General features: G+C 58.7%; 27 protein-coding genes. 8 read left to right on the top strand and 19 right to left on the bottom strand.

Annotation, left to right across the window (positions count from 1 at the left end):
- The first annotated feature begins 9 nt into the window (after window positions 1-9).
- Genes O2597_RS15340 through O2597_RS15320 form a run of 5 tightly spaced genes read left to right on the top strand, consistent with a single transcriptional unit; the run spans window position 10 to window position 4,539 of the window.
- Window positions 10-1,428 (top strand): MotA/TolQ/ExbB proton channel family protein, encoded by a 1,419-nt coding sequence (locus tag O2597_RS15340; RefSeq protein WP_269526258.1) that lies wholly within the window; start codon window positions 10-12, stop codon window positions 1,426-1,428.
- Window positions 1,429-1,438: 10 nt separating this feature from the next.
- Window positions 1,439-2,038 (top strand): MotA/TolQ/ExbB proton channel family protein, encoded by a 600-nt coding sequence (locus O2597_RS15335; protein WP_269526256.1) that lies wholly within the window; start codon window positions 1,439-1,441, stop codon window positions 2,036-2,038.
- A 40-nt stretch (window positions 2,039-2,078) separates the two neighbouring features.
- Window positions 2,079-2,477 (top strand): ExbD/TolR family protein, encoded by a 399-nt coding sequence (locus O2597_RS15330; protein ID WP_269526254.1) that lies wholly within the window; start codon window positions 2,079-2,081, stop codon window positions 2,475-2,477.
- Between the two features lie 16 nt (window positions 2,478-2,493).
- Complete coding sequence (locus O2597_RS15325; protein ID WP_269526252.1) at window positions 2,494-3,153, top strand: energy transducer TonB; 660 nt, start codon at window positions 2,494-2,496, stop codon at window positions 3,151-3,153.
- A 24-nt stretch (window positions 3,154-3,177) separates the two neighbouring features.
- Entirely contained in the window at window positions 3,178-4,539 is a 1,362-nt protein-coding gene (locus O2597_RS15320) for a tetratricopeptide repeat protein (protein ID WP_269526250.1), read from the top strand.
- 267 nt (window positions 4,540-4,806) lie between these two features.
- On the opposite strand, the gene O2597_RS15315 is transcribed toward O2597_RS15320, so the two are convergent.
- From O2597_RS15315 to O2597_RS15300, 4 genes are all read right to left on the bottom strand, one after another.
- Window positions 4,807-5,742 carry a hypothetical protein gene (locus O2597_RS15315; RefSeq protein WP_269526248.1) on the bottom strand — a complete coding sequence of 312 codons (936 nt, stop codon included), beginning with the start codon at window positions 5,740-5,742 and terminating at the stop codon, window positions 4,807-4,809.
- A gap of 77 nt (window positions 5,743-5,819) precedes the next feature.
- On the bottom strand, window positions 5,820-7,013 hold the full coding sequence (locus O2597_RS15310) for a two-component system sensor histidine kinase NtrB (protein WP_269526246.1): 1,194 nt from the start codon (window positions 7,011-7,013) through the stop codon (window positions 5,820-5,822).
- An 87-nt stretch (window positions 7,014-7,100) separates the two neighbouring features.
- On the bottom strand, window positions 7,101-7,505 hold the full coding sequence (locus O2597_RS15305; RefSeq protein WP_269526244.1) for a four helix bundle protein: 405 nt from the start codon (window positions 7,503-7,505) through the stop codon (window positions 7,101-7,103).
- Between the two features lie 52 nt (window positions 7,506-7,557).
- Window positions 7,558-8,208, bottom strand: coding sequence for a phosphopantothenoylcysteine decarboxylase (locus O2597_RS15300; RefSeq protein ID WP_269526242.1), 651 nt, complete (start codon window positions 8,206-8,208; stop codon window positions 7,558-7,560).
- A 25-nt stretch (window positions 8,209-8,233) separates the two neighbouring features.
- Between O2597_RS15300 and O2597_RS15295 the strand changes: the two genes are divergently transcribed.
- Complete coding sequence (locus tag O2597_RS15295; protein ID WP_269526240.1) at window positions 8,234-9,016, top strand: VC0807 family protein; 783 nt, start codon at window positions 8,234-8,236, stop codon at window positions 9,014-9,016.
- Window positions 9,017-9,103: 87 nt separating this feature from the next.
- Here O2597_RS15295 and O2597_RS15290 read toward each other — a convergent pair whose 3' ends face one another.
- From O2597_RS15290 to hisC, 5 genes are all read right to left on the bottom strand, one after another.
- The gene (locus O2597_RS15290; RefSeq protein ID WP_269526239.1) at window positions 9,104-9,304 is read right to left on the bottom strand and encodes a hypothetical protein; all 201 of its coding nucleotides are present in this window, start codon (window positions 9,302-9,304) and stop codon (window positions 9,104-9,106) included.
- Between the two features lie 260 nt (window positions 9,305-9,564).
- Entirely contained in the window at window positions 9,565-10,857 is a 1,293-nt protein-coding gene (locus O2597_RS15285; protein WP_269526238.1) for a citrate synthase, read from the bottom strand.
- A gap of 57 nt (window positions 10,858-10,914) precedes the next feature.
- Entirely contained in the window at window positions 10,915-11,553 is a 639-nt protein-coding gene (gene hisH / locus O2597_RS15280; protein ID WP_269526236.1) for an imidazole glycerol phosphate synthase subunit HisH, read from the bottom strand.
- A gap of 278 nt (window positions 11,554-11,831) precedes the next feature.
- On the bottom strand, window positions 11,832-12,434 hold the full coding sequence (gene hisB, locus O2597_RS15275) for an imidazoleglycerol-phosphate dehydratase HisB (protein ID WP_269526235.1): 603 nt from the start codon (window positions 12,432-12,434) through the stop codon (window positions 11,832-11,834).
- On the bottom strand, window positions 12,416-13,507 hold the full coding sequence (hisC, locus tag O2597_RS15270; RefSeq protein WP_269526233.1) for a histidinol-phosphate transaminase: 1,092 nt from the start codon (window positions 13,505-13,507) through the stop codon (window positions 12,416-12,418). Before hisC ends, hisB begins: the two co-directional genes overlap by 19 nt.
- Before the next feature lie 182 nt (window positions 13,508-13,689).
- Between hisC and O2597_RS15265 the strand changes: the two genes are divergently transcribed.
- Both O2597_RS15265 and O2597_RS15260 read left to right on the top strand, forming a co-directional pair.
- Window positions 13,690-14,178 (top strand): hypothetical protein, encoded by a 489-nt coding sequence (locus O2597_RS15265; RefSeq protein ID WP_269526231.1) that lies wholly within the window; start codon window positions 13,690-13,692, stop codon window positions 14,176-14,178.
- Window positions 14,171-14,917, top strand: a complete 747-nt coding sequence (locus O2597_RS15260) for a thioredoxin-like domain-containing protein (RefSeq protein ID WP_269526229.1) — start codon at window positions 14,171-14,173, stop codon at window positions 14,915-14,917. The genes O2597_RS15265 and O2597_RS15260 overlap by 8 nt, the downstream gene beginning before the upstream one ends.
- On the opposite strand, the gene hisD is transcribed toward O2597_RS15260, so the two are convergent.
- From hisD to mgtE, 10 genes are all read right to left on the bottom strand, one after another.
- Window positions 14,914-16,209: a histidinol dehydrogenase gene (gene hisD / locus O2597_RS15255; protein WP_269526227.1), complete on the bottom strand. Its 1,296-nt coding sequence runs from the start codon at window positions 16,207-16,209 to the stop codon at window positions 14,914-14,916. The two genes, O2597_RS15260 and hisD, sit on opposite strands and share 4 nt — an antisense overlap.
- A 47-nt stretch (window positions 16,210-16,256) precedes the next feature.
- The gene (locus O2597_RS15250) at window positions 16,257-17,003 is read right to left on the bottom strand and encodes a hypothetical protein (RefSeq protein ID WP_269526225.1); all 747 of its coding nucleotides are present in this window, start codon (window positions 17,001-17,003) and stop codon (window positions 16,257-16,259) included.
- Between the two features lie 43 nt (window positions 17,004-17,046).
- Window positions 17,047-18,594: a glutamine-hydrolyzing GMP synthase gene (guaA, locus tag O2597_RS15245; protein ID WP_269526223.1), complete on the bottom strand. Its 1,548-nt coding sequence runs from the start codon at window positions 18,592-18,594 to the stop codon at window positions 17,047-17,049.
- 37 nt (window positions 18,595-18,631) lie between these two features.
- Entirely contained in the window at window positions 18,632-18,865 is a 234-nt protein-coding gene (locus tag O2597_RS15240; RefSeq protein ID WP_269526221.1) for a hypothetical protein, read from the bottom strand.
- Between the two features lie 174 nt (window positions 18,866-19,039).
- Window positions 19,040-20,161 carry a Gfo/Idh/MocA family protein gene (locus O2597_RS15235; protein WP_269526219.1) on the bottom strand — a complete coding sequence of 374 codons (1,122 nt, stop codon included), beginning with the start codon at window positions 20,159-20,161 and terminating at the stop codon, window positions 19,040-19,042.
- A gap of 19 nt (window positions 20,162-20,180) precedes the next feature.
- The gene (locus O2597_RS15230; RefSeq protein WP_269526217.1) at window positions 20,181-20,954 is read right to left on the bottom strand and encodes a sugar phosphate isomerase/epimerase family protein; all 774 of its coding nucleotides are present in this window, start codon (window positions 20,952-20,954) and stop codon (window positions 20,181-20,183) included.
- Window positions 20,955-20,975: 21 nt separating this feature from the next.
- The gene (locus tag O2597_RS15225; RefSeq protein ID WP_269526215.1) at window positions 20,976-22,130 is read right to left on the bottom strand and encodes a Gfo/Idh/MocA family protein; all 1,155 of its coding nucleotides are present in this window, start codon (window positions 22,128-22,130) and stop codon (window positions 20,976-20,978) included.
- Between the two features lie 12 nt (window positions 22,131-22,142).
- Window positions 22,143-23,195, bottom strand: a complete 1,053-nt coding sequence (locus tag O2597_RS15220) for a sugar phosphate isomerase/epimerase family protein (RefSeq protein ID WP_269526213.1) — start codon at window positions 23,193-23,195, stop codon at window positions 22,143-22,145.
- A 68-nt stretch (window positions 23,196-23,263) separates the two neighbouring features.
- Window positions 23,264-24,016, bottom strand: a complete 753-nt coding sequence (locus O2597_RS15215) for an AraC family transcriptional regulator (protein ID WP_269526211.1) — start codon at window positions 24,014-24,016, stop codon at window positions 23,264-23,266.
- Between the two features lie 17 nt (window positions 24,017-24,033).
- Window positions 24,034-25,380, bottom strand: a complete 1,347-nt coding sequence (mgtE, locus tag O2597_RS15210) for a magnesium transporter (RefSeq protein ID WP_269526209.1) — start codon at window positions 25,378-25,380, stop codon at window positions 24,034-24,036.
- Between the last annotated feature and the right edge of the window lie 227 nt (window positions 25,381-25,607).

Below are 25,607 nucleotides of genomic sequence, written 5' to 3'. Positions count from 1 at the left end.
AGCACGACCATGCACGTCCTGAACAAACACATTCTTGCGGCCGCCGCCCTGGCCTTCGCCCTCTGCGGATCCACCGGCCATGCACAGAGCTTCCAATCCGCCAGCGCCGCAGCCTCCAAAGACCTGGAAACCGCGCTCAAGGACCTCACCGACACGCGCGCCGGTATCGCCGAGCAAAAGATCCCGCTGATCCGCGAAGTATCGAAGCTTGAGGATGAGGTGCGGCAGAAGACCGCGGAGCTCGACCGCCTGCGCCGCCTGCGTGACAACAGCGATCTGAGCCTGAACCGTCTGCGCGAGCAGGTGGACGGGATCAAGGCCCAGAACGAATACGCGGCGGGCTTGCTGGATGAGTTCGTGCGTTCCTTCGAAACACGCATCGATTACAGCGAACGCCAGCTCTATGAGGGCGCAACCGAAGAAGCTCGCCTCGCCCTGGAAGACTCCGACATGACCCAGGCCGACCGTTTCGTGAAGCAAATCGACGTGATCGGTGTCGCACTCGACCGTCTGGAACAACTCGTCGGCGGCTACACCTTTGACGGCCTCGCGCTCGCCCCCAACGGCGACATCGTAAACGGGTCCTTCGCCGCCTTCGGCCCCACCGTCTATTTCGCCTCCGGCGACAGCGATCTCTCCGGCCTGGCCATCACCAAGTTGAATGCGGCCGAAGCCGCCATCGCGGAACCCGGTGAAGGGTTCGGCAGCGGCATCCGTCAATTCGTGGAGTCCGGCGATGGCTCGATTCCGGCCGATGCAACCCTGGGCAAGGCCCTCAAGATCGTCGAAGGCAATGATTCGGTCATGGAGCACGTGGCCAAGGGCGGCAGCGTCGGCTATGTCATCATCGGCCTCGGCTTTGTCTGCGTGATCCTCGGCGTGATCAAGGTGATCGAAGTGGTCAGCTTCAAGACCCCCTCGCCGGAGCAGGTACAACAGGTACTTGCCCATATAGAGCAAAAGGATATCGCACAGGCGAAAACTTCCGCCGCGACCATCCCCGGAGCCGGTGGCGAACTGGTCCTGTCCGGTGTGGAACATGCCGATGAGAAGCGCGGCACCCTCGAGGAAATCCTCTACGAAAAGATCCTCGCCGTCCGACCGAAACTCGAACGCTTCCTTCCCTTCATGGCCCTGACCGCGGCCGCCGCACCACTGCTCGGACTACTGGGTACCGTGACGGGTATGATCAAGACCTTCAATCTCATCACGATCTTCGGGACCGGAGACGCCAAGAGCCTCTCCTCCGGCATTTCCGAAGCGCTGGTCACCACCGAACTCGGTCTGGTCGTCGCGATTCCCTCCCTCATCCTGCACGGCCTGCTCTCCCGTATGGCCCGCCAGAAAGTCGGCGATATGGAACAAACCGCGGTGGGCTTCATTAATGGCGTGATTGGCGCCCGCAACGCCGACAAGGACGCCGCGTAAGCACTTCACGATGAACCTGCTCGAGACATTCCAGAAGTGCCAGGACATCTGGCTCAGCGGCGGCTGGGTCATGATTCCGCTCGCCCTGCTGGCCGTCCTGATTTACTCGATCGGGATCCAGCTCGTACTCTTCCTGCGAAAAGGCAACATCCAGCTGGGCCATGAAAGCGAATGGCTCACCTGGATCTACGAACCCGCCAAGGCCGAAGGCCGCGTGGGCGAGATTATCCGATACACACAGGAAAACGTGACAGCTGCCAAGCACGTCCGCAATCGTTTCGAGGAGATCCGTCAGAGCATGCTGCACGACATCGAGCGACGGCTCATCTTCCTCAATACGCTCGTGGCCGCGGCCCCGCTGATGGGCCTGCTCGGCACCGTGATCGGCATGCTCGGAACCTTTGCCGCAATCTCATCCGGTGGCGGTGCCGAAACCGCGGCAATGGTCGCGGCCGGCATCTCCGAAGCGCTGATCACCACTCAAACCGGCCTCTTCATCGCCCTGCCCGGCATCTTCCTGGTCCTGGTAGTCCGCCGCCGCAAGCATGCGGTCGAAGCCGCACTCGCCCGTATCGAGTCGCTCAGCCTGACCAAGCTGAAACTCGATTGAAACCTTCCCACTTTTGCACCTTTAACCTTCCCACTTTAAAATGCGCCGCAACCTGACATCCGATGAGCGTGACGACGTCGAGATCAACCTCTCGCCGATGATCGACATGGTCTTCATCCTCCTGATTTTCTTCATCGTCACCACCGTCTTCGTCGAAGAGACCGGCGTCGAGGTGAACAAGCCCGAAGCCGCAGCCGCCGTGCAACTGGAAAAGAACAGTATCCTGATCGCCGTGACTGCGGACAACAAAGTGATCTACGGCGGACGCGACATCGGCATCAGCGGGGTGTCCCCCATCGTCAAGCGCCTCACCCTGCAGGAAGACGTTCCCGTCATCATCCAGGCAGACGAAGGTGCCAGCCACGGCGTATTCGCCCGCGTCTACGGCGAGGCCAAGCTGGCCGGCGCCAAGACCATCAATTTCTCAACCAAACGCTAAGCCGCCGCACTCGAGCATGTCCAAGGTTTACAAAGCACCCAGAGGTAAAGGTACCGGCGCCGGAGGCACCGTGCTGGGCATCGCGGTGAGCGGCCTGCTCTTCCTCGCCATCCCGCTCACACAAATTTTTACCAGCTACGAGAAGGCGCCCCAGGAAATCGACACCCTCGAAATCGCCACGCCGCCCCCGCCGCCTCCGCCGGACGAGCCACCGCCACCGCCGGAGCCCGAGCAGGAAGAACCGCCGCCCGAGCTGGACACGCCGCCACCGCCCATCTCGCTGGAGCAACTCGACATGGCCCTGAACCCGGGTACCGGAGGCGCATTGGCCGGCGACTTCGCCTTGCCCACGTTCGACGTCAGCCAGAAGGATCTCGGCGGCCTCGATATCTTTGACATCAACGACCTCGAAACCAAACCGCAGCCCCGCAAGCAGGGCGCACCGAAATATCCAAGCACCGCGCAACGCAAGGGACTGGAAGGCTATGTCGTGGCCGAATTCATCATCGACGAACATGGCGATGTCTCCTCCGTGGAAGTGAAGCAGTCCAGCAACCCCGTCTTCAACCAACCCACCATCGACGCGATCCGCAACTGGAAGTTCACGCCCGGTGAAAAAGACGGACGCAGCGTGAAGACCCGCACCCGGGTCAAGATCCCCTACAACATCAAGTAAGACTTTCCACCACCCATTTACAGTATGAAACGAGTCCTCACACTACTTCTCGGCGCATCCCTCGCCGCCGGCAGCCTGACCGCCCAGGTCAACCAGACTGTCGCCCGGCAGATGTGGAACGATTCCACCTTTGTCAATGAATTCCTCGGCAGCTATGGCTTCCTCGCCGGCTATGAACCGGGCATTTCCGAAGATGAGAAGCAGGCCCTGCGCGCGCTGATCGACCTGATCAAAGTCAGCCCCTCGGCCGCCATCCAGCAACTGGAGCCGCAGATCAAGACAAGCAGCAGCGCCGCCTTCGACTTCATCCTCGGCAACCTTTATTTCCAGGACGGCCAGCTCGGCAAGGCGACCCGGTACTACAACAGCGCGATCAAGAAGCACCCGGACTTCCGCCGTGCCTACAAGAACCTTGGCCTCGTCTATGTGCAGGAAGGCGACTTCGACAAAGCCATCCCAACCATTTCGAAAGCGATGGAACTCGGCGAGGTGGACGGCCGCTCGTATGGACTTCTGGGATACGGATATCTAACCAAAGGCCGCTACTACCCGGCGGAGGCCGCCTACCGCCAAGCCATCCTCATGCAGCCTTCGGTCAAGGACTGGAAAGTCGGGCTCGCACGCTGCCTGCTCGAAACCTCCCGCTATGACGACGCCATCGCACTCTTTGACACCTTGATCAAGGATGAGCCCGACAATGCCGACTACTGGCTCCTGCAGGGTAATGCCTACATCGGCAAAGGGGCATCCATGATGGCGGCCAAGAATCTGGAGATCGTCCGGCGCATGAACAAGGCCGACCTCGGCACCCTCACCCTTCTTGGCGACATTTACATGAACAACGAGTCGCCTGACCTGGCCCTCGACGCCTACCTCGCCGGCATCAAGCAAGCGGGACCGGGCGAAAGCAAGGCGCTCCTGCGGGCCGCCGAATTGCTCAGCCGCACCGGCAACTACGCGCAGGCCAAGACTATGATCGCATCCCTGCGCCAAAAACTCGGCAACGAACTCGACAAGGATGAAGCGCTCAAGCTCCTGACCGTCGAGGCCAAGATCGCACGCGCCGAAGGCGATGATGACACTGCCGTGGCCAAGCTCAACCAGATCGTGGAACGCGATGCCCTCAATGGAGAAGCCATCATCGAACTGGCGAATTACTACGCAGACCAGGACGACATCGCAAAGGCGGTCAACCGTTACGAACAGGCCGCCAAAATCGATGGCTTCGAACGCCCGGCTCTCGTCGCCCACGCCCAAGCCCTCGTGCGCGACGGACAATACAAGGAGGCACTACCGCTGCTGCGCCGCGCGCTTAAGATCGAGTCCGACAACAACCTAGAGGACTACGCACAACGTGTCGAACGCGCCGCCAAGGGCCAAAGCTGAACGGAATAGCAATTTCCCCAAAAGCCGCAGCTCCCGCTGCGGCTTTTTTGTCGGTATACGGAGCAAACCGCATGCACCCCTCCACCGCTTCGCGGTCCCATGTCATCTGCCACAGGGGAGGAACTTCGGGGCCAGACAGCCCGAGAATATAGCTCCTCCCCTGCAGGCAGGGGAGGTGGCTGCGCTTGACGCAGACGGAGGGGTTCCAAGCAAAAAAAAAACGGCCGCACTCCAAGTGCGGCCGTCGAATCATTCTGAAATTCAGGATTACTCCGCCACCGGCTCAGCAGGCATGGACGGCGCCATCGGCTGGGCGCCACCGCCCTGCCCCATCATCATGAGCCCCATGATCGGCATCATGGCACCCTGAAGCGCGGTATCGAACTGCTGCTGGGTTTCGGCGGCATCCAACTGGTCAAGCACCCCCGTGAACATAGTCAGAACGCCCATGATTTGAGGCTTGTTGGCGGTCATTTCCTCGACGCTCAGCGCTTCCAGCTTGGCTTTCGCATCGGCCATCTGCGTCGACCACTCATCCGCCATCTCGGCGGGAACCCAACGCCCCTCGATCAGACGGTACACTTCGGATTCCGGCTCGGAGCCCGGCACCGAAATCTTCAGGGTCGCCTCGTTTTCCGTGCGCTCCACCACTTCCACAGCGGCCTGCTTCAGGTCCTCCAGCGTGGTTTGCTCCGCATCCGACAATTTGGAAAGCTCGACGGCATACTGGGCGAGCTCGGCCACTGTGGTTTCGAAAAAGGCCTGACCGTCAAAACCCTGCAGGCCCGCGATCGTCGACAGATCGCTCTGGCTGAGCGTCTTGACCACGCCGATCAAGCCCGGCAGCGAGGCTTCCAGCTTCGCCTTTTCCTCGGCCGACTGGCCCTGCAGCATCTGCGTGTTCAGGATAAAGTCCTTCTGTTTCTGGGCCACGTCGGCCAGACGTCCGAACATGGCGAAGGTCTGCTCATACATTTCCGCGTCCAGCTTGGTGCTGGCCAGTTGTACCAGACCGTTCACGTCCGACTGGTAGGTCGCAGGCATGGCCTTCCAGAGAATGCCGGTATTGCCGGCGCCCACTTCACGAGAGATTTTCTCAATCGCGGCATCCGGTTCCGCAGGAATTTCAGGACTCTTCGCACAGGCGGTAAATAGCAGACCGAAGGCGGCAACGGTAAGCGTGGAGTATAAAGTCTTTTTCATGCAATTTGAGGTTAAACGTTTTAGACGTGAAGGCCGGAACTTAGGCAAGCCAGAGCCTTTGGTAAACAGAAATCCGGTTATTTTTTAGTCATCCCCGAAGAACTTTCGAGCAGCCGCGTGCGGCGGTGCTGCTGCGGGAACTGGAGCGTGATGATCGTACCAATCCCCTTTCTGGACTCGATCCCGATCTGCCCGCCGTGATCCCGCATGATTCGCTGCACGATCATCATGCCCAGCCCGTGCCCCTCTCTCTTCGTGGTGTAGTAGGCCTGGAAGACCTTCGATAGATCCTCGTCGGAAATACCGGAGCCCGTGTCAATGAATTGCAGATACACATAATCGTCATCGCTCCGGGTCAGGATGCGAATGTGGCCGCCCGGCGCCATTGCCTCCATCGCATTCTTGATGATATTGAAGAAGACCTGCTTGATCTGCCCGCGGTCCCCCAGGATCGTCGGGAGGCTGTGACTGACCTCGACATTCACATCCAGCTTGCGGTCCGACAGCTCCACTTCCTGCACGCGCAAGACCTCCTCCACCAGCTCGAGCAAGTCCAACTCGTTGAGCTCCGGTTCACGGGGACGCACCGCCTCCAGAAAGTGCGTGATGATCGCATCCAACCGGTCCACTTCACCCTGGCAAACACGCAGCGACTCGGATAGTTTTTCCCCCTCGGCGCCCAGTCCCAGCTTGCGCAATTTCCGTTCGATCAGCTGCAAGTGGATGGTCAGCGAGTTCAAGGGGTTGCCCAGTTCATGGGCCACGCCAGCCGCCAGGCGCACGATCGAGCTGGTCCGCTCATTCTCGATCATCTCCTCCATCGAGACCTTTTCTTCGGTCACATCGGAAAGCACCACGACATAGCCGCCGCTGTCATCATGCCCGACATGGGTATCAATCGGCACCATGTACAAACGCACGAAGCGGTGCTCCGGATAGCTCAGCTCCAGCTCACGCGAGAGCACCGGTTTCGCCTTCTGACGGGAGTTCACTTCCTCCGCGTTGAGCGAACGGGCCAAGTCCGGCACCATCTTCCAGAGCCGCACCACCCCCACATCGGATTTCTTCAACCCGATCATGCCGCAGGCGGCATCGTTGGCGTACTGCACCACCCCGTCCGTATCAATCACCAGGATCCCGTCGTGGATCGTGTTGAACACCGTCTCCTGCATCTTGCGCTCACGTGCCAAACGCTGCACCAGGATCCCCAGGTTCACCGAATCCAAGTCCTCGATGCGCCCCAGTATCTTATCTAAGCCAGTGTTCTTCATCAATCTGTTCGACTCCACTCCTTACTCCTACTCCTACTCTTACTCTTACTCCTAATCTTACTCCTAATCTTACTCCTAATCTTAATCTTAATCCCCAACCGCTCCGTACGTCGCGGGCGTCTCATACGCACGATCCTGAGACTGGCTTCGGATCAAACCGACCAACATCGATACAATCTCCACCAGAACTGCTTTACCCCGCTCCGCGTCCTTTACATCCAAGCGCTTCTTCCGCACCAATACATCCAAAGCCGCCGCACATTCCAAGGCTGAACCACGCGCGATATCATGAAAGCGGCAACGATCCGGCGGAGTGAACTTCCCGTTGCCCTCCGCAATGTTCAGAGGGATCGAAGTCGAGGCCCGATCCAGTTGGTCTACCACCGACAGTCGCTTTGCCTGCCCTTCAATGATAAGATCGGCAATCTCCACGAAATCCAAAGCGCGTTGGTAGACAGCTAGCTTCTCGTGGTCGAATTGAGGTTTTATCATATCGGGGATGGGAGTAAGAGATTAAGAGTAAGAGTAAAACAATGATGCGGGCCTACTCCTTCCCGGGGGCCACCAGTGTGATGAGCTCGCGGGCAATCGCCTGCTTGCTGTCGGGACCGAGCAGCGTACTGCTGCCGTCGGCCGCAATCAGGAGCACCTCGTTGGTGTCGGCGGCGAAGCCGGTTCCCAGCTGCCCGACCTTGTTGGCCACAATGTAGTCACAGCGCTTTTCCTTCATCTTACGCTCGGCATAAGCGCGGATGTCGTGCGTCTCCGCCGCAAAGCCGACCACCGTCTGCTGGGCCTTGCGCTCTGTCATCGTCTTCAAAATGTCCACCGTGCGCTCGAACTCGATCGTCATCGAGGCGTCGCCCTTCTTTTCCTTCTTCGCATGCTGCACCTTGGGACGAAAATCGCTCACCGCCGCAGTCATAATCAGGATATCACAGGCGTCAAACAGCGCATCCACCTGATGCAACATCTCCTCCGCCGTCACCACAGGGTAGAGGATCACCCCGTCCGGCTCCTCCAGCGCGACCGGTCCAGCCACCAGGTCCACCGTCCAGCCGGCGTCCACCGCCGCCTCGGCCAGGGCGAAGCCCATCTTGCCGGTCGACGGATTGCTGATAAAACGGACCGGATCGATAAATTCACGGGTCGGGCCCGCGGTAATGAGACAACGAATAGTGCTTGCGTTCGCCATAAGTCCTCAAAGCCTAGGCAAACTCATGCCCGATCCGCAACCCAGCAACCGCCCCGAAACCGAAAATCCTTTCACCAGCCACAGGCCCGAGGTGAAGAAGGAAAACACCCTCCTGAACATCGGGTTCAACATCATCCTGCCCATTCTCATCCTCAATAAGGGCAAGAAGTGGTTCGGCCACCTGCTGGAGCCGCACTTCGACAATGTCGCCATCCCCATCCTGCTCATCGCCCTCTGCTTCCCCGTCGGCTACTTCGTCTACGACTATTTCCGCCGCAAGAAGTACAACATCTTCTCCATTCTCGGCCTGATCAGCGTACTCATGACCGGCGGCATCGGGATCTTCAACATCCCCACCGAGTGGTTCGCGGTCAAGGAGGCCGCCATTCCCGCACTCCTCGGGCTGGCCGTCATCATTTCCCTGAAAACTCCCTACCCCCTCGTCCGTACCCTGCTATGGAACCCCGAGATCATGGACGTCGACAAGGTCCATCTCGCCCTCCGGGCACACAATGCCGAACAAGCCTTCGACAAGCTGCTGGAGAAGTGCACCTGGCTGCTGGCCGCCTCTTTCCTCCTCAGCGCCGTGCTCAACTACCTGCTGGCCCGCTGGATCGTGGTCAGCCCCAGTGGCAGCGACGCCTTCAACGCCGAAGTCAGCAAGATGATGGCCTGGAGCTGGCCCGTCATCGTCATCCCCAGCATGGTCATCATGATGTTCACCCTCTGGCTCCTCCTCAGCGGCATCCACAAAATGACCGGCCTCAAGCTCGAGGAAGTCATGCACGGCGCAAAGGAAGACAAGTAGCCAGCGAGGGAGGAAAGCAGGAGCAAGCCTCCAAAGAAGCAAGTCAACCGGGGCATGAGCGCGAGCAAGCTCGCACGCTACCTCGCTTCAATTCCATATTTTACATTCCGAGGGCTTGCACAGGCAGCGCTGTGCCTGGGCGACATCCCAGGCCGTACCGGAACCGACCTCGAAGCGATCCTCTTCCGCCTGGAGGCTGAGCTCGCGGAACTCGCGCGTCTGACATGAGGTGACGATCTGCTTGGCCGCACGTTCCAGCTCGTTGATCGCAAGAGGAACACACAACACGGGACAAACCACCTCCCCGCCTGCCAGCGGGACTCCTCCTTAACCAAGGAGGAGAACTTCAGGGCAGCACCTAAACCTAGATTTCCATCATCTAAATAAGCCCCCAATAACTCCTCCCCGGCAGGCAGGGGAGGTGGCCCGGCTTGTCGGGACGGAGGGGTTTCGAGCCACCTCAGACACTCAAGCCACACGCAGCGAACCCATAAAAAAGAGCCCGTCTCTTGCGAAACGGGCTTCTAAATTCGTTGGCTCGCTGGGGCCTATTCCCGCTCGCCCATCGCCACGTAGTCGCGCAGGGTGGCACCGGTGTAGATCTGGCGGGGGCGGTGGATCCGGCTTTTCGGATTATCCGCAATCTCCTTCCAGTTGGCGATCCAACCCGGCATACGGCCGATAGCGAACATAACGGTGAACATTTCCACCGGAATCCCGATCGCCTTCAGGATGATGCCGCTGTAGAAGTCGACGTTCGGGTAGAGCTTGCGCTCGATGAAATACGGATCTTCCAGTGCGGCCTGCTCCAGGCGCTTGGCGATATCGAGCATGGGATCCTTGATATCCATGCTCTTGAGGATGCCTTCGGCACTCTTGCCCAGAATCTTGGCGCGCGGATCGTAGTTCTTGTACACCCGATGACCAAAGCCCATCAGCTTGGCTTTGCCCTCCTTGGCGGCCTGAATGAAGCGTGTGCCGTCGTCACCGGACTTGTGGATGTCTTCGAGCATCTGGATGACCGCCATGTTGGCGCCACCATGGGAGGGCCCCCACAAGGCACATACCCCGGCGGAAACGGAGGCAAAGAGATTCGCACCGCCGGAAGCGACCATACGGACGGTCGAGGTGGAGCAGTTCTGCTCATGGTCCGCGTGCAGCATGAGGAACAGGTCCAGTGCCTTGGCCGCGCCGTGCTCGTCCACATAATCGTTATAGGGCTTGGAGAACATCATGTGCAGGAAGTTCTCCGCATAACGGCGGTTATGGTCCGGATACACGAAGGGCAAGCCCATCTTCATCCGGTAGGTCATGGCCGCAATGGTGCGGACCTTGGAAATCAGCAGCGCAGCCGTCTCGTTGAAGTGAGCCAAGTCCTGCTCGCGGTCGTTGGAAGACATTTCCGGGTAGTAGGCACCCAGCGAATTCAGCATGGCTGAAAGAATCGCCATCGGGTGGGCATAACTCGGGAAACCGTCAAAGTGGTGGTGCATCCCGGTGTGGATGGACGCATTTTCCCGCACGCTGAAACGGAAGGCATCAAAGCATTCTTCGGGCGGGAGGTCCCCGTAGATGACCAGCATCGCGGTTTCGAGGAAGCCGGAGTGCTCGGCCAGTTGCTCGATCGGATAGCCACGGTGACGTAGAATCCCCTTTTCGCCGTCGATGAACGTGATGTCACTCAGGCAGGAGCCGGTATTGCCGTAACCTTCGTCGAAGGCGATGAAGCCACTTTTCGCTCGCAGCGTTCGGGTATCGAGGGCCATTTCGCCTTCGGTTCCCTTGAGGAGGGGGAACTCAAAATTTTCACTTCCAAGTCGAATGGTTGCGGTGTCTTCCATGGTCTTAATTAGAGAGCTTATTTGGTAGAAAGGCAAACCGAGCCGTAAATAGCTCGGTTAGAGTGATTTCAAAAAATTCGCATAGAGTTGCAATCCTTTTGCCTGACTTTTTTCCGGGTGGAACTGGGTCGCATAGCAATTGCCCCGGCGAATACCGGAAACAAAACGACCGCCATAGTCCGTCTCAAAGAGGGTCAGGGCCGGATCTTCCGGCTCTATGTAGTAGCTGTGCACAAAGTAAAACTGGTCCTGCCCGCTGACCAGCCCTTCGGTTATCGGATCCCCCTCGGCAAAACTGACGGCATTCCAGCCCATGTGCGGGATCTTCAGCGAAGGGTCGATGCGGAAGCGCTTCACCTGCCCCTTGAAGACGCCAAGCGCAGGGGTGTCCCCCTCCTCGGAATGCTCGAACAGCGCCTGCAGGCCCAGGCAGATGCCGAAGAACGGCTTGTCCGCGGCGATCCAGTCGCGAATCGCATGGTCGAAACCGGTCTCCTTCAATAGGCGCATCGTGTCGACAATCGCCCCCTGCCCCGGAAAGACCAATGCATCCGCACTGGCGATTTCCTCAGGACTGGAGACCAGGTGCGCATCCGCCCCAACGTGCTGCCAGGCACGCAGGACCGAGCGCAAATTCCCCATACCGTAATCGATCACGGCGAGCTTTGGTGAGGCTTGAAGCGTATCGGAATCCATGCGAACGGTACAAGGTGCCCAGTCCGACTACGGATGCAAGCCGACAAAATTTTCTATTAGGAAAAATACTTCATCCGCTCAATGAAATCCCTTCATAGCTCGGTTCTCTAGGAAACGTAGAGCGGCCCTTTCACCATGGCTCAGCACTTCGACACTAAATTCTCACGAACTCGTCGACCAATCCGTCCACTGTAGCCGAATTGGTAACAATTTGGATGACATTGAGACAGTTGCCCTACACATGCCTAAAAACAGGCATGACCGTGATGAGGCTTTCCTTAGTTGGACAAAGTGCCCTTGGTCGTGGGCACGGCATCACCGACACGCGGGTCGATGGTGGTCGCCATGTCCAACGCGCGGGCGAAGCATTTAAAGATGGCTTCTGCGATGTGGTGCGGTTCTTCGCCGTATTCCAGATTGATGTGCAGGTTGCAGCAGGCGTCATTGGCAAAGGCCTGAAAGAACTCCTTGATCAGGACGATACTGAAGTCGCGCACCATCGGGAATTTGAAATCCACCTTGTAGACGAAGGCCTGACGGTTCGACAGGTCCAGCGCGACACGGGCCAGGGATTCATCCATCGGCAGGAGGAAGAACCCGTACCGGCGAATCCCGCGCTTCTCGCCCAGAGCCTGCTTCAGGCACTGCCCCAGCACGATTCCGGTATCCTCCACCATGTGGTGATAGTCCACATCGATGTCCCCCGTCGCCTTGATCTTGAGGTCGAAGAGCCCATGCTTCGCGAAAAGCGTGAGCATGTGGTCGAAAAACGGGATCCCGGTGTCGATTTCAGACACGCCGGTGCCGTCGACATTCAGCTCCATCTGGATCTGAGTCTCTTTCGTATTACGGGTGAGTGATGCTATGCGTGCTTCAGCCATGACTTAACGGCGGAGACGAAGGCCTCCATTTCAGCGTCCGTTCCTATGCTGACACGGACAAAAGCGCAAGTTAAAGGATGCGCGGCGAAATAGCGCACGAGGACACGATTGTCCTTGAGATGCTGGAAGAGGGACTGAGCCACCTCCGGTCCGGTCTCGCCGGCCGCGTTTTTCGGCTCGGTAAAGAGGAAATTCGTGGCGGAGGGATAAGTAAACCAAGCAAGCTCATCCAGACGCGCGCGAGTCAGCTCACGGGTGGCAATCACCTTACGGCACTGTTCATCAAAATAATCGATATCCTCAAAGGCCGCCAAAGCGGCCGCTTGTGCGATGCGGTCGAGGTTGTAGGCATCCCGGACACGGTCGAGCATGCCAATGATCGCCTTGCTGGCCAAGGCAAAGCCGACTCGCATCCCCGCAAGGCCGTAGGACTTGGAAAAGGTGCGGACCACAATAAGGTTTTCATATTCCTCAAGGAGCGGAATCGCCGACTCCCCGCCGAAATCCACATAGGCTTCGTCCACCACCAGCAGACCGTCGATGGCCTGAAGCGCCGCTTCGATCTCGGCGCGCGAGAACGGCACCCCGGTCGGGGCGTTGGGATTGGTCAGGAAAAAGACCGTGGCCTTGGTCGCGGCCATCGCCTCGATGTCGAGCTTCATGGACCGGTCGAAGGGCACATCGATCAAGCCCTGCCCGGACATGCCGGCCACCACGGGATACAGTGAATAGCTGGGCACCGTATGGGCGGCTCCGGGCGCCTGCACGAAACATCGGGTCACCAGGTCCAAGATATTGTCGGATCCGTTGCCCATGATCACATGCTTGCCGGTCAGGCCGAAGCGCTCCCCGATCGCGTCGCGCAGCTTGCGGCTCACCGGTTCCGGATAGAGGCGCAGCTTGGGCACTTCGGCCGCCACTGCGGCCGCCACTCCGGGCGAGGGCGGATACGGGTTCTCGTTGGTGTTGAGCTTCACCCAGCCTTCTCCCTGCGGTTGCTCCCCCGGGACATAGGCGTGCAGTTCCTGAATGTGCGGCAAGGCACGTTGATGGGCGTCGAAAGTCTTTTTCATCGGTTCAAAGCAAACCGCAGAAATTGTAGAAGTCGGCACGCGCACGCAAAATAATTCGGAAAATGAAAATACCGGAACGCGGAAGCGGCAGCGGATGGCAGGAAAACGCAACATCCCCCCCGAAACAGGCTTATTTTATTTCCGTAATTGCAAGGCAGGCGCTTCACCGCTTAAATCAAGCCATGTCCTTTGTCCCCCCTCGATTCCTGTTACTACTACTCCCCTTCCTCATGGCCTCCCTCCACGGAGAGCCCAAGCCCGATGTAGCGGCGGTCGCCTGCCTGCCCCTCCAGAAAGCGGTCCAGTCCGGCACGATGCTCGACTGCCTTGATCAGTGGTACACGAGCCCCAAATACAGCCCGCTGGTCGGACAGAAGACTTACCAGAAATCCGCGGCCTACATCCGGCGGCACGAGTCCAACGAACTGGGCAGGGCCCTGAGCTATGAGTTCCTAAATATTGATACTCCCATCGAGGAGAGCGCAGTGGTCTACGCGGTCCTGAAATACGAAACCGGGGCCTTCTTTATCAAGACGGTCTATTACTGGCACGACAGCAGATGGAACCTGCAACACTATAGGTTCTGCACCAATCCCACCCACATCATTCCGGACACGATTTACCAGTCCAACACAAGCACCTCCGACACCCCCCACTCCGATCATGAATAAAGTAGTACTCGCCTTCTGCTGCGCCTGCCTGGGCCTGCTGCCCCCGGTCGTAGCCTCCCCATGGTCCGAGTTCTTCCCCGACGGTCTGATCAACGCCAAGGGTGAGCCGGTCGCCCCCGCAAGCCTGGATGGAAAGATTGTCTGTCTTTATTTCTCCGCCTCCTGGTGCGGCCCCTGCCGCGGATTCACCCCGAAGCTGATCGACTTCTACAAGCGCTACGCCCCGGACATCGAGATCGTGCTGGTCAGCAAGGACCGGAACCGGAAAGCCTTTTTGAATTATATGGCGGAATACCCGATGCCCTGGCTCGCCGTCGACTGGGCCGACAGCAAGGTCGACGGAAACCTGCCGCGCGAGTTGATCAAAAAGTACCATGCAGGGGGCATCCCGAAACTAGTGGTACTGTCGCGCGACGGCAACTCTGTAGTGGAGGCCAATGCCCGGATGCAGGTTGCGATCTTACCGGAAGACTACGCGGAAAAACTTCGAAACAGTGATCCCAAGCAAAGCGCCCAACGGTGGCGCAAGCGCGAGGAGGCCAAAGGCAAGACCATCAGCGATGAAGCCTACACGCTTCACGTCGGACACATCAAGGAACGCTACCTTAAGATGGCCGAAACATACGATGCCGCAGCCAAAGCCAGCCTACGCGAAGTCCACTTGGGCGAAAATCCGGAGTGGCTGGATCTGGTTCACGACTACTACCGGCAGCTGCGCGCCGAGGCCGGCGAGAACTAGAGGCGGATCGTCAGCGACTTGCCGTGCGCGTCCAGTTTCTCGAGGCGTGCAAAGGTTTCCACAACGGGCGCGGCTTGGGCGAGGCTCTTGGCGTCATAGCGCACGATGGAGGATCGGCGCATGAAATCGCTGGCCTGAAGGCCGCTGAAGAAGCGTCCGGCCCGTCCGGTCGGGAGGGTGTGGCTCGGCCCGGCGGTAAAGTCCCCCAGCACGGTCGGCGTAAGATAGCCCTGGAGAATGGCCCCGGCGGTGGTAATTTGCTGGCTCAGAGGCTCGATCGACTTGTCCGCTACCTGCAACTCCAAGTGCTCGGGAGCCACGTAATTGGCCACCGCCACACACTGGTCCAGAGTCTTGCAGTGCACGGCGAGGCAACGCCCGTCGATCACCTTGGCACATTTCTCGGCATGGCTGAGCGCCGGCATCTGCTTCGCAATCGCCTTTTCCACCTTACCGATAAGCGCCTTACTGGTGGTCGCAAAATAAATGATCTCCTTGCCGCTCCCGTGCTCGGCCTGGGCCAGAAGGTCGGCGGCCACGTGGTTCGGGTTGGCCCCGGAGTCGGCAATGATCATCACCTCGCTCGGACCGGGCAGCAGGTCGATACCCACCGTGCCCAACACCTGGCGCTTGGCTTCCATGACAAAGGCGTTCCCCGGACCGAAGATCTTGTCGACCGCGGGAATGGTCTTGGTGCCGAAGGCCATCGCACCGATCGCCTGCACACCACCAACCTTGTACACCTCCTCGATCCCAACCATCGAAAGGGCCGCCAGCATGCCGGGCGCGATCGAACCGTCCGCCGCCGGAGGCGTGCACACCGCGATCTCCGGGCATTTCACCAACTTGGCCAATACCGCGGTCATCACCACGGTGGAGACCAAAGGCACATTGCCGCCGGGAATGTAGAGACCCACCCGTTGGATCGGATAAAAACGTTCACCGATAACGCCGCCCTGCGCGTTCTTCGCCTTCCAGGCTTTCGGCAGAGTCTTCTTGTGGAATTCCTTCACCATCGCGATGGATTCGCGAATCGCCTTGCGATCGGCGGCGGACAGAGTCTTTTCCGCCGCTTTCAACTCGGCCGGATCCACCCGCATGGCCGGTGCATTGAGCTTGGCGCCATCGAACTTTTCGGTGTAGCGCAAAACCGCCGCATCCCCGTCTTTCCGGATGTCTGCCAAGACGGAGGCAACCACGCCGGACACATCACCGGAGACCGTGGCACGACCGCAGAACTCGCGCAGTGCCGCATGAAACTTAGGTGTATCGGAATACTGAAGCTTTTGCATAATGGATAAAGTCCGTTCGTTGCGTAGCGGTATATCGGGAACGAAGCCTAAAAGACGGTCGTTTCCGGCTTTTGCTTTTGCCCCTGCGGGATGGTGAAGATGCCGTCCGGCAAGGGCTTGTTGACGAAAATATTGGTCAAGACCACGGTGTGCAGCTTCTTGCCATCCTGATAGTATTCGACACGCTCCGGGAATTTGATGCCACCGATGAGCTGCGTGCCGCTTTCCACACTCTCTACCATGGCATCGCTGACCGTGGAGACCAGGCTATCGTCATTGACCGCGAAGTAGCGGACCGTGACCGGCCCCTCTTCCGGGTAGCTGTAGACCAGCTTGTGACAACGGATGCCGCGGCGTTGCTCGATCCCTTCGTAGCTCACGCGCTCGCCATTCTTGAAGTCCGGCCGGAAGTAACTGAAATATTGCCGCGTGCTGTATTGCACCTGATCCATCTCCTTGCCGGTCAAGGTACGCATCTGCGAAGCCTTGGCATTCAGGTTGGACCGGATGATGCAGGCGTCTTCCCCGCTCAAGATGGTAGTCTCCACCAGGTCGTCCACCCGCACTTCCAAACGCTGGGATCCCGGCTTGCGGGCGATGATCAGCAAGGTGGCATCGGGCATCTTGGGCTCCGCCGGGACGATTCCGCCTGTCATTTGCAGCGTCACCAGCCCATCGAGGACGGATTCATCCGCGATTGTGGCGCGGGCGCGGTTGATAATCTCGGAGGCCGAAGGTGTTTGTGCCGAAAGGCCGACGACACAGAATAGACTCAGAGCAACTAAATATTTCATAACTGTAGGGCAGTTCAGACCGGGCCGTCGCGTCAAAGTTCACTTATTCCCACTCGATCGTGCTCGGCGGCTTGGAACTGATGTCGAGGACGACACGGTTGCAGCCAGTGACTTCGTTGATGATACGGCTGGAAATCGTGCGCAAGACGTCGTAGGGCACACGGGCCCAGTCGGCGGTCATCGCATCCACACTCTCGACGATACGGAGTGCGACCACATTCTCGTAGGTACGCTCATCCCCCATCACGCCCACCGTCTTGACCGGCAGAAAGACACAGAAGGATTGCCAAACCTTGTAGTACAGGTCGGCCGCCATCATTTCCTCATGCAGGATCGCGTCGGCCTTGCGCAGGACTTCGAGGTCTTCGGCCTTGATCGGGCCCATGACCCGCACGCCGAGACCCGGCCCCGGGAAAGGCTGGCGCCAGACCACTTCCTTGGGCAGTCCGAGCTGGGTGCCGAGCTCGCGGACCTCGTCCTTGAACAACTCGCGGAGCGGCTCGAGCAACTTCAGGTTCATCTTCTCCGGCAAGCCGCCCACATTGTGGTGGCTCTTGATCAGCGCGGCCGGATTTCCGTCAATCGCGACCGATTCGATCACGTCCGGGTACAGCGTCCCTTGGGCGAGGAAGGTGTAATTCCCCTTCTCCTTCAGGTCATGAACCGCTTCATCGAAGACCTCGATGAAAGTGTTCCCAATGATTTTGCGCTTTTGCTCGGGGTCGGAAACACCGGCGAGACGGTCGAGGAAGAGGTCCACCTTGTCCGCCACCCGCAGGTCCAGGTCGAAATGATCCCCGTAGAGCTTTTCCACCTGCTCGCGCTCGTGCAGGCGCAACAGGCCGTTGTCCACAAAAACACAGGTGAGCTGGCGACCAATCGCCTTGTGAATCAGTGCCGCAGCCACGGAGGAGTCGACCCCGCCGGAAAGCGCCAGGATGACACGCTCTTCACCGACGGTTTCACGGATCTTCTGGACGGATTGCTCGATGTAGTTGGCCATCGACCAGTCCGCCTTGCACCCGCAGACCTTGAAGAGGAAGTTTGCAATCACCTCCATGCCCATCTCGGAGTGCGCCACCTCGGGGTGGAACTGCATGCCGTAGAAATCGCGCTCGGCATCCTGGATCGTCGCATAGGGCGAATTTTCCGTCGATGCAATCGCCTCGAACCCGGTCGGCAGGGCTTCGAGACGGTCACCGTGCGAATTCCAGACCCGCAGATTATCCGGCAGGCCGTCAAAGAGTTTGCCCTTCTTCGCAATATTGAGGGTGCCGTGGCCGAACTCACGCTCGGTGCTCTTGGCAACCTTGCCGCCCAGCATGTGGGCCATGAGTTGCTCCCCGTAGCAGATGCCCAGAACAGGAACGCCCATTTCGAAAACGGCTGCGTCCGGACGGGGCGAGCCCTCGAGCAGGACGGACGACGGCCCCCCTGACAGGATGACGCCCCTGACGTCGGCATCCTTGAGGACGCTGGCTTGCGTGTTATACGGGTAGATACGGGACAACACGTTGGCTTCGCGGATGCGGCGCGCGATAACCTGTGTGTACTGGGAACCAAAGTCGAGGACGGCGATATGTTCTGGCATGTGCTGTATGAAGGTGGGTCAGTCGGAAAATGAAAGGTTAAAATCGTAATCGACCATTCGTAAAGCCGCATTGGGGGCAATCGCATTCTTCGCTCCCGTGCGGACCGGTGTAAATCTGACTGCATTTGATGCAATGGTAGATCACCTTGTGGCGCTGCGCCTCGTACAGGTGCTTGTCGCGCCAGTCGTAATAGAACCAGAGCCCGAAGATCAGCACGAAGCCGGCTACGAGATAGAATAGATAAAAGATCTCAACGCTTAAGGTAATCACGAAAAACTGAATCCGGAAGATGGACAGGTTACGGGGAAAAGCCCCAAACTGTTAACATGATCGCTCCGGGGCGGAACAATCAATACGAATCTGCACCCGCCCGGATACGCAAAAAGCACGGCCCTGATTGAGGACCGTGCTCTAGAAATCCAGTCGGATTCAAACAGCCTGGGCTTACAGGGCCAGCTTCCCTTCGACCAGTCCCACGGGGAACGGTTCCGGCCGCTCCGGCTTGGACTCGATGGTGACATGCTCCCCGCTGAGCGAGGACTTCTCGAAGGAGTGCATCAATTCCATGACGTGGTAGGCCAGTTCGCCGCTGGCACGATGTGGACGCCCCTCCCGGATGGCATAGGCCATGTCGGCGGCACCGATGCTGCGCATGTTCGTCTCATAAGGGAACTCAAGCGCGTGCTCCAGCCAATCCGGCTTGTCACTGCCCTCCGGTTTCAATTTCGGATCGTAGATCGAAATCGGACCACCGAAGGTATTGGGATCCGGCAGGGACATCGAGCCCTCGGTACCGTAAAGTTCGATGCGCGAGTGCTTGTGCGCACAGACATCGAAAGAGAACACCGCCGTAATCACCGCACCAGAATGAAACTCCAACGTAGCCGAGGCGTGCGTCGGGATTTCAACGGGGATTTTCTGCCCCTTACGTTCCGGACAACCTGCGATACGCTCGTCGAAAGCCTTCGAAACCACGGCTGCAACCCGCTTGACAGGCCCGAGCAGGTTGACCAACGCAGTCAGGTAATAGGGCCCCATATCGAAAACGGGGCCGCCGCCGACCTGATAATAGAATGCAGGGTTCGGGTGCCAGCCTTCCGGCCCCCGCCCCATCATGAAGGCAGTCCCCGAAACAACTCTGCCAATCACGCCATCATCCACCAGCTTGCGGCCGGTCTGGTGTCCGGCACCGAGGAAGGTGTCCGGCGCGCAACCGATCCGGAGTCCTTTTGCCTCCGCGAGTGCGGTGAGGGCCTTGGCCTCTTCCAAGGTCACAGTCAGCGGCTTCTCGCAGTAAACATGCTTGCCCGCGTTGAGGATCGCGGTGCTGACTTTCGCATGGGCGGCCGGAATGGTCAGATTGATGATCAATTCGACATCCGGATTGGCCAGCAGTTCTTCCACTGTTTGCGCCACGCATCCGTTTTCTTCCGCCTTGGCTTTGGCCACCTCCAGGTTGAGGTCGGCACAGGCGACGACCTTGAGGATATCAAAGACTTTGGCACCATTGAAATAGGCCTGGGAAATTTTACCGCAGCCAATAATTCCGATTCCGAGGGGTTTCATAGAGATATGTTTTCTGGGGTTATTTGTTGCCGCGGGCAATGCCGGACTGGGTCAGGTAAGTATAACTTTGCTGGACGGCTTCGATCATATCTTTGTCGTAACGATCCAGTTCAACTACAATGTATTCAGCATGCTTGGCTTCGGCCGACGCGGCCTTCAGATCCACGTCGCCGGTACCGGCCGGGAGGAACGGAAATTCAGCCTCACGGTCATTCACATGGCCGTCCTTGAAGTGTAGGGCGCGGCCACGCGGACCGATGTCCTTGAGGAACTCAACCGGATCGATTCCGGCGCGCGCCACCCAGAAAATATCCGCCTCCCACAGTACCGTCTCGGGAGTCAGCTCCAGGAAGAGTTGATGGGCACGGCGGCCGTCTTCCAGTTCCGGAATATCGGCATCGTGATTATGGTAACCGACCAACAATCCATGTTCGGCGGCGTTTGCGGCGGCTTCACAAAAGAGTTCCGTGGTCGCCTTCACGCCATCAACGGTCTTCATGCAATCTGGGAAACCGGGCGGCACCCCGGGAATGATATATTTATGCCCGAGCTCGAGAGCAGTTTCGATAACCTTGTTCTTATTGTCCCCGAGTGGTAGAGGACAGTGCGCGGTCGGCGCGGTGATACCAAGCTCCTTGTAGAGCTTGGCGGCCGCAGCCGGACCCTCGCCGTGCATACCGGCCGGTTCCACGCAGGCGAAGCCCATATCGGCAAGCTTGCGGATCGTACCTTCGAAGTCAGCACTGAGCGGGTCGCGCAGGCTGTAGAGTTGAACTGATATTTGTGGTGTCATTACTAGGGATCTTGTCTGTCGTTACTGGATAAAACTTGTCCATTTGCTATCGGAAGCCGCCGAGGCGACAGCCGTCTCGATGAACGCCATGCCATAGACCCCGTCCTCGATGGTCGGGAAGTCGTAGTCGCCGGCGTCCGTGCCATCGATCGCGTCGCGGATGGCCCGCACCGCCTCGCTGTAGATATTGGCAAAGGCCTCGAGGAAGGCTTCGGGATGCCCCGCCGGAATCCGTGTGAAACGTTTGGCCGCCTCACTGAGATAGTCGTTTCCCCGGCGAAGGACTTGAGCCGGCGCGGAATTGGACTTGAGGATCAGTTCGTTCGGATGCTCCTGATGCCACTCCAGCGAACCTTCCGTACCGTAAATCCGGATACTGAGGTTGTTTTCCTCTCCCGCCGAAATCTGCGATGCGTACAGCACCCCTTTGGCCCCGCCCTTGTAACGGACCAGCATGTTGCCATCGTCCTCAAGCAGGCGGCCGTCAACGAAACTGGTGAACTCCGCACAGAGCGATTCGATCTTCAGGCCGGTGATATAACGGCCCAGCTGCTCCGCATGCGTGCCGATATCCCCTACACAACAGGACGCGCCTGCGCGCTGCGGATCCGTGCGCCAGGCCGCCTGCTTCTGATCCTCCGCCTCTATTTTATCGCTCAACCATCCTTGCGGATATTCGGAGACGACCTTGAGAATCCTCCCCAGCCCACCGCGGCGAACAATCTCTCGAGCTTCCTTGACCATCGGATAGCCGCTGTAGTTATGCGTCAGCGCAAAGATCTTTCCGGATTCGGCCTGCACCGTCTGAAGCGCCTTGGCCTCCTCCAGCGTCAGGGTCATCGGCTTGTCACAGACGACGTGAAAGCCGGCCTTGAGAAAACAGGCAGCCACCGGGGCATGCATGAAATTCGGGGTGACGATGGAAACGAAATCGATCCGCTGGTCTTCGGGGAGCGCGGCTTCCGCCGCCGCCATCGCTTCATAGCTGCCATAGACCCGCGACGGATCCAGAAACAGATCCTCTCCCGAGGCCCGGGATTTTTCGGGATTGGAGGAAAAGGCGCCGGCCACCAGGTCGATCTGACCATCCAGTGCGGCCGCCATCCGGTGCACGGCTCCGATGAAGGCATCACGGCCTCCACCCACCATGCCCATGCGTAATTTTCTCTGGGGCATTGTCTGTACGGGTTATTGGTTCTCTTTGTCGAAGGCCGCATCAAAGGCGACCTTGTTGACTGGGAAATCGAATCGCCTGACATTGGCGGCCGATTCCGCAGCCCCGTGAAACCGGTCCATACGGCCATCCTCCCATTCCACGGATAGCGGGCCAGCATAGCCGATGTCATTGAGCGCGACGATGATCTCCTCGAAGTTGATGTCGCCCCGCCCCACCGAGCGGAAGTCCCAGTAGCGGCGCGGGTCCGTAAAATCCGTATGCCCGCCGAAAACACCGACTGTGCCATCACCATGCCCCCACCAGGCGTCTTTCATGTGGGCGTGATAGATACGGTCGCTGAACACACGGATGAACTTCACGTAGTCGACCCCCTGGTACCCGAGGTGCGAAGGATCGTAGTTGAAGCCGAAACGCTTGTGCTGGCCGACCGCATCGAGCGCACGCTGGGAACTGGCGATATCGAAGGCGATCTCGGTCGGGTGCACCTCCAGGGCGAAATTGACATCGACTGCCTCAAAGGCATCAAGGATCGGACCGAAGCGCTTGGCGAAGTCTTCGTAGCCCTTGTTCAGGTAGTCCTGACTGGTCGGCGGAAAGGCATAGAGCGCGTGCCAGATACTGGAACCGGTAAAGCCGTTCACCACTACGGGAAAAGGATTCGCCTCCGGACGCAGGTCCATGAATTTGCGGCAGGCATTGCCCGTATCGATCATTTTAGCGGCGGCACGCTGGCGCACCCCTTCCGGATCGCCGTCCCCCCAAACATCACCGGCCAGGATCGCCTTGTGCCGCGCGTCGATCGGGTCGCAGATCGCCTGGCCGACCAAATGGTTGGAGATCGCGTAACAGGTTAGGCCGTTGTCGGACAGCAATTGCCACAAGTCTTTCAGGTAAGCCTCGTCGGCGAGTGCCCGGTCCACATCGAAGTGGTCTCCCCAGCAGGCGAGCTCGACGCCATCGTAACCCATCGCCTTAACCTTGGGTAAAAGTTCACGGACCGGGATGTCGGCCCACTGGCCGGTGAAGAGAGTAACGGGGCGGGTATTGCTTGAGGTATCCTTCATGCCCATAGATTAGCAGAAACGGGTCGGTCAATGCTATGTGATAATAGGCATGTTTTTGTAAATTTTCGTCATTTACCCCCGCTCACCGCAACGAGTCGGGCGTAGTCCTTCGGGGTCATCTGCAGTCCGGCCCGGAACGCCCGGCTCAGGCAGCTTTGGTCGTAGAAGCCGCAATCCTGGGCGACTTCCGAGAAGGACTTGCGGGAAAGGCGGATTTCGCGACAAGCCGCATTGAGACGTACCTTGTTGAGGTATTTCTTCGGGGTGGTGTTTAGGTAGCTCTGGAAACGCCGCTCCAGGGTGCTGACCGACAGATGACCGGCCTCGGCGATTTCACTCACACTGATCTCCGACGGGAAGTTCTCCGCAATGTAACGTAACGCAGCTGCAGTGTCCTCCGGCATGCCTTGGACAATTGAGCCGGAACGGATCAGCCGCGCCACCCCGGCAATGCCGACTACACGGTTGGCACGGTCAAACAGGGGGATCTTACTGACTTCACGCCAGTCCGGCATGAGATCGTCGTTGGGGGAAAGCTCCAACTTGCCGAGCATCGGTTGCCCGGACTTCAACACACGGGCATCGTCCTGCATGTATTCCTCCGCCAGATGCGACGGGAGGATGTCACGGTCCGTTTTGCCAACCAGCGAGCCCCAGCCATCGACCCCCATGATCTGGCAAAACTCATCGTCACAGGCGACAAAGCGCCCCTCCGTATCCTTCACGAAAAAGCAAAGATCGGGGATCGCCTTAAAGAGGGGCTCCAGCAGCTGCCCGGGGCGCAAACTGTCAACAAAGTCGTGAAAAGAGAACTCGGACATGATCCGGCTCTGGTATCCTAACCCAGGATGGAAACCGCAACTGTGAAATAGATGGTCAAGCCAACGGCATCCATCATCGAAGTAATCAACGGACTGCTGGCCACTGCGGGGTCGAGCTTAAGCTTGGTCAGGGTAAAGGGAAGCAGGACACCGATCAGGTTCGCTACCATGACAATGGCCACCATGCTGATCGAAACGATCATCGCGATCTCCACCCCGCTCCGGTAGATGCCGAGCAACCAGGACAGCACCCCCATCACGCCTCCCAGCATCAAGCCGACAAGGATCTCTTTGGCCACCGCACGGTACCACTTCTCCAGCTTCAGGTCTCCCGTGGCGATCGCACGTACCATCAGGGTGGCCGACTGCGCGCCCGTATTTCCCCCACTGGCGATCAACAGTGGCATGAAAAAAGCGAGCACGATATAATTGACCAGATAGTCCTGGTACTTCGCGATGATCCCCGCCGAGAGCAGGTTCACAAAAATAAGGATGACCAGCCAGCCGATCCGCTTGCGGAAAAGGAAGGACGGCGCGGCCGCCGTGTAGTTCATGTCAAGAGGCGCCACCGCAGCGCCCTTCTGGATGTCTTCCGTCGCCTCTTCCTCGGCCACGTCGAAAATATCGTCGACCGTCACAATCCCAAGAAGCACCCCTTCGGAATCAACCACTGGCAAGGCATTCACGTCATAGCGCTGAATCATTTCAACAGCGACTTCCTGGTCGTCAAAGGCCGACAAACTGACGAAATTGAAATTCAGCATGTCACGGATCACCCGTTCCGGCGGAGCCATGATCAGGCGTCGCATGCGCACGATATCAATCAGTTTCCCGTTGCCGTCCGTCACATACAGGATGTTGAGAATCTCGCTGTCCCGACCGAACTTGCGAATATGGGCCAGGGCATGCTCACAGGTCCACTCGGCACGCAAGCGGATATAATCCGGCGTCATCATCCGGCCGACACTGTTTTCCGGATAGCCGAGCAGTTGGCGGGATTCCGTCAAGTCCTCCGGGCTGAGGAGTTGCATCAGGCGCCGAGTCACGGTGGCAGGCAGCTCCTCTAACATAGCGGTCCGGTCGTCCGGACTGAGGTTGGCCAGAAGGTGACGGGTGTCCGAATCGGTCAGCGCATCGAGGATCTCATCCTGGTATTCCGGTTCGAAGTGGGAAAAGACGTCCGCCGCGCGCTGGCGCGGCAAGGCACGGTACACCAGGATCTGATGCGGTTTGTCGAGGCTCAGAATCAAATCCGCAACCTCAGGATCCGCCCAGTTACAAAGACGCTCGGATAGCGCCTTGAGCTGCCCTTTCTCGATCAGCTCAGCAACTTCAGTTTCCGTCACTGTATTCTCTTCCACCATGCGACTCCGTAATAGAAGCCAGTCCCACTCGGAGTAAAGCAGCGATTACAGGATTGTGTTAGATAAAACACCAAAGAGCATGCAGGAAACGGCCTAGCCTCTAACTGAACACCTGTCTTCGTAGCGGCTTGATCACGGCTAGGTCGCCCCAGTCCGCCCCCTGCAGGGCGAGTGCCCTGGGCGGGTATTTGCGTCGCTTTTGGGCCTGCCAGGCCCCGGTAAAGCCC

It is taken from the genome of Coraliomargarita parva (assembly GCF_027257905.1).
Taxonomy (GTDB): Bacteria; Verrucomicrobiota; Verrucomicrobiia; order Opitutales; family Coraliomargaritaceae; genus Coraliomargarita_A; species Coraliomargarita_A parva.
Note: the sequence above shows the minus strand (reverse complement) of the source record. Positions and strands in the feature narration are given on the sequence as shown.

Bases quoted from the DNA above. Each gene is read 5' to 3' on its own strand.
- O2597_RS15340 (WP_269526258.1), top strand. From the start codon at position 10: ATGCACGTCCTGAACAAACACATTCTTGCGGCCGCCGCCCTGGCCTTC.
- O2597_RS15335 (WP_269526256.1), top strand. From the start codon at position 1,439: ATGAACCTGCTCGAGACATTCCAGAAGTGCCAGGACATCTGGCTCAGC.
- O2597_RS15330 (WP_269526254.1), top strand. From the start codon at position 2,079: ATGCGCCGCAACCTGACATCCGATGAGCGTGACGACGTCGAGATCAAC.
- O2597_RS15325 (WP_269526252.1), top strand. From the start codon at position 2,494: ATGTCCAAGGTTTACAAAGCACCCAGAGGTAAAGGTACCGGCGCCGGA.
- O2597_RS15320 (WP_269526250.1), top strand. From the start codon at position 3,178: ATGAAACGAGTCCTCACACTACTTCTCGGCGCATCCCTCGCCGCCGGC.
- O2597_RS15315 (WP_269526248.1), bottom strand. From the start codon at position 5,742: ATGAAAAAGACTTTATACTCCACGCTTACCGTTGCCGCCTTCGGTCTG.
- O2597_RS15310 (WP_269526246.1), bottom strand. From the start codon at position 7,013: ATGAAGAACACTGGCTTAGATAAGATACTGGGGCGCATCGAGGACTTG.
- O2597_RS15305 (WP_269526244.1), bottom strand. From the start codon at position 7,505: ATGATAAAACCTCAATTCGACCACGAGAAGCTAGCTGTCTACCAACGC.
- O2597_RS15300 (WP_269526242.1), bottom strand. From the start codon at position 8,208: ATGGCGAACGCAAGCACTATTCGTTGTCTCATTACCGCGGGCCCGACC.
- O2597_RS15295 (WP_269526240.1), top strand. From the start codon at position 8,234: ATGCCCGATCCGCAACCCAGCAACCGCCCCGAAACCGAAAATCCTTTC.
- O2597_RS15285 (WP_269526238.1), bottom strand. From the start codon at position 10,857: ATGGAAGACACCGCAACCATTCGACTTGGAAGTGAAAATTTTGAGTTC.
- hisH (WP_269526236.1), bottom strand. From the start codon at position 11,553: ATGGATTCCGATACGCTTCAAGCCTCACCAAAGCTCGCCGTGATCGAT.
- hisB (WP_269526235.1), bottom strand. From the start codon at position 12,434: ATGGCTGAAGCACGCATAGCATCACTCACCCGTAATACGAAAGAGACT.
- hisC (WP_269526233.1), bottom strand. From the start codon at position 13,507: ATGAAAAAGACTTTCGACGCCCATCAACGTGCCTTGCCGCACATTCAG.
- O2597_RS15265 (WP_269526231.1), top strand. From the start codon at position 13,690: ATGTCCTTTGTCCCCCCTCGATTCCTGTTACTACTACTCCCCTTCCTC.
- O2597_RS15260 (WP_269526229.1), top strand. From the start codon at position 14,171: ATGAATAAAGTAGTACTCGCCTTCTGCTGCGCCTGCCTGGGCCTGCTG.
- hisD (WP_269526227.1), bottom strand. From the start codon at position 16,209: ATGCAAAAGCTTCAGTATTCCGATACACCTAAGTTTCATGCGGCACTG.
- O2597_RS15250 (WP_269526225.1), bottom strand. From the start codon at position 17,003: ATGAAATATTTAGTTGCTCTGAGTCTATTCTGTGTCGTCGGCCTTTCG.
- guaA (WP_269526223.1), bottom strand. From the start codon at position 18,594: ATGCCAGAACATATCGCCGTCCTCGACTTTGGTTCCCAGTACACACAG.
- O2597_RS15235 (WP_269526219.1), bottom strand. From the start codon at position 20,161: ATGAAACCCCTCGGAATCGGAATTATTGGCTGCGGTAAAATTTCCCAG.
- O2597_RS15230 (WP_269526217.1), bottom strand. From the start codon at position 20,954: ATGACACCACAAATATCAGTTCAACTCTACAGCCTGCGCGACCCGCTC.
- O2597_RS15225 (WP_269526215.1), bottom strand. From the start codon at position 22,130: ATGCCCCAGAGAAAATTACGCATGGGCATGGTGGGTGGAGGCCGTGAT.
- O2597_RS15220 (WP_269526213.1), bottom strand. From the start codon at position 23,195: ATGAAGGATACCTCAAGCAATACCCGCCCCGTTACTCTCTTCACCGGC.
- O2597_RS15215 (WP_269526211.1), bottom strand. From the start codon at position 24,016: ATGTCCGAGTTCTCTTTTCACGACTTTGTTGACAGTTTGCGCCCCGGG.
- mgtE (WP_269526209.1), bottom strand. From the start codon at position 25,380: ATGGTGGAAGAGAATACAGTGACGGAAACTGAAGTTGCTGAGCTGATC.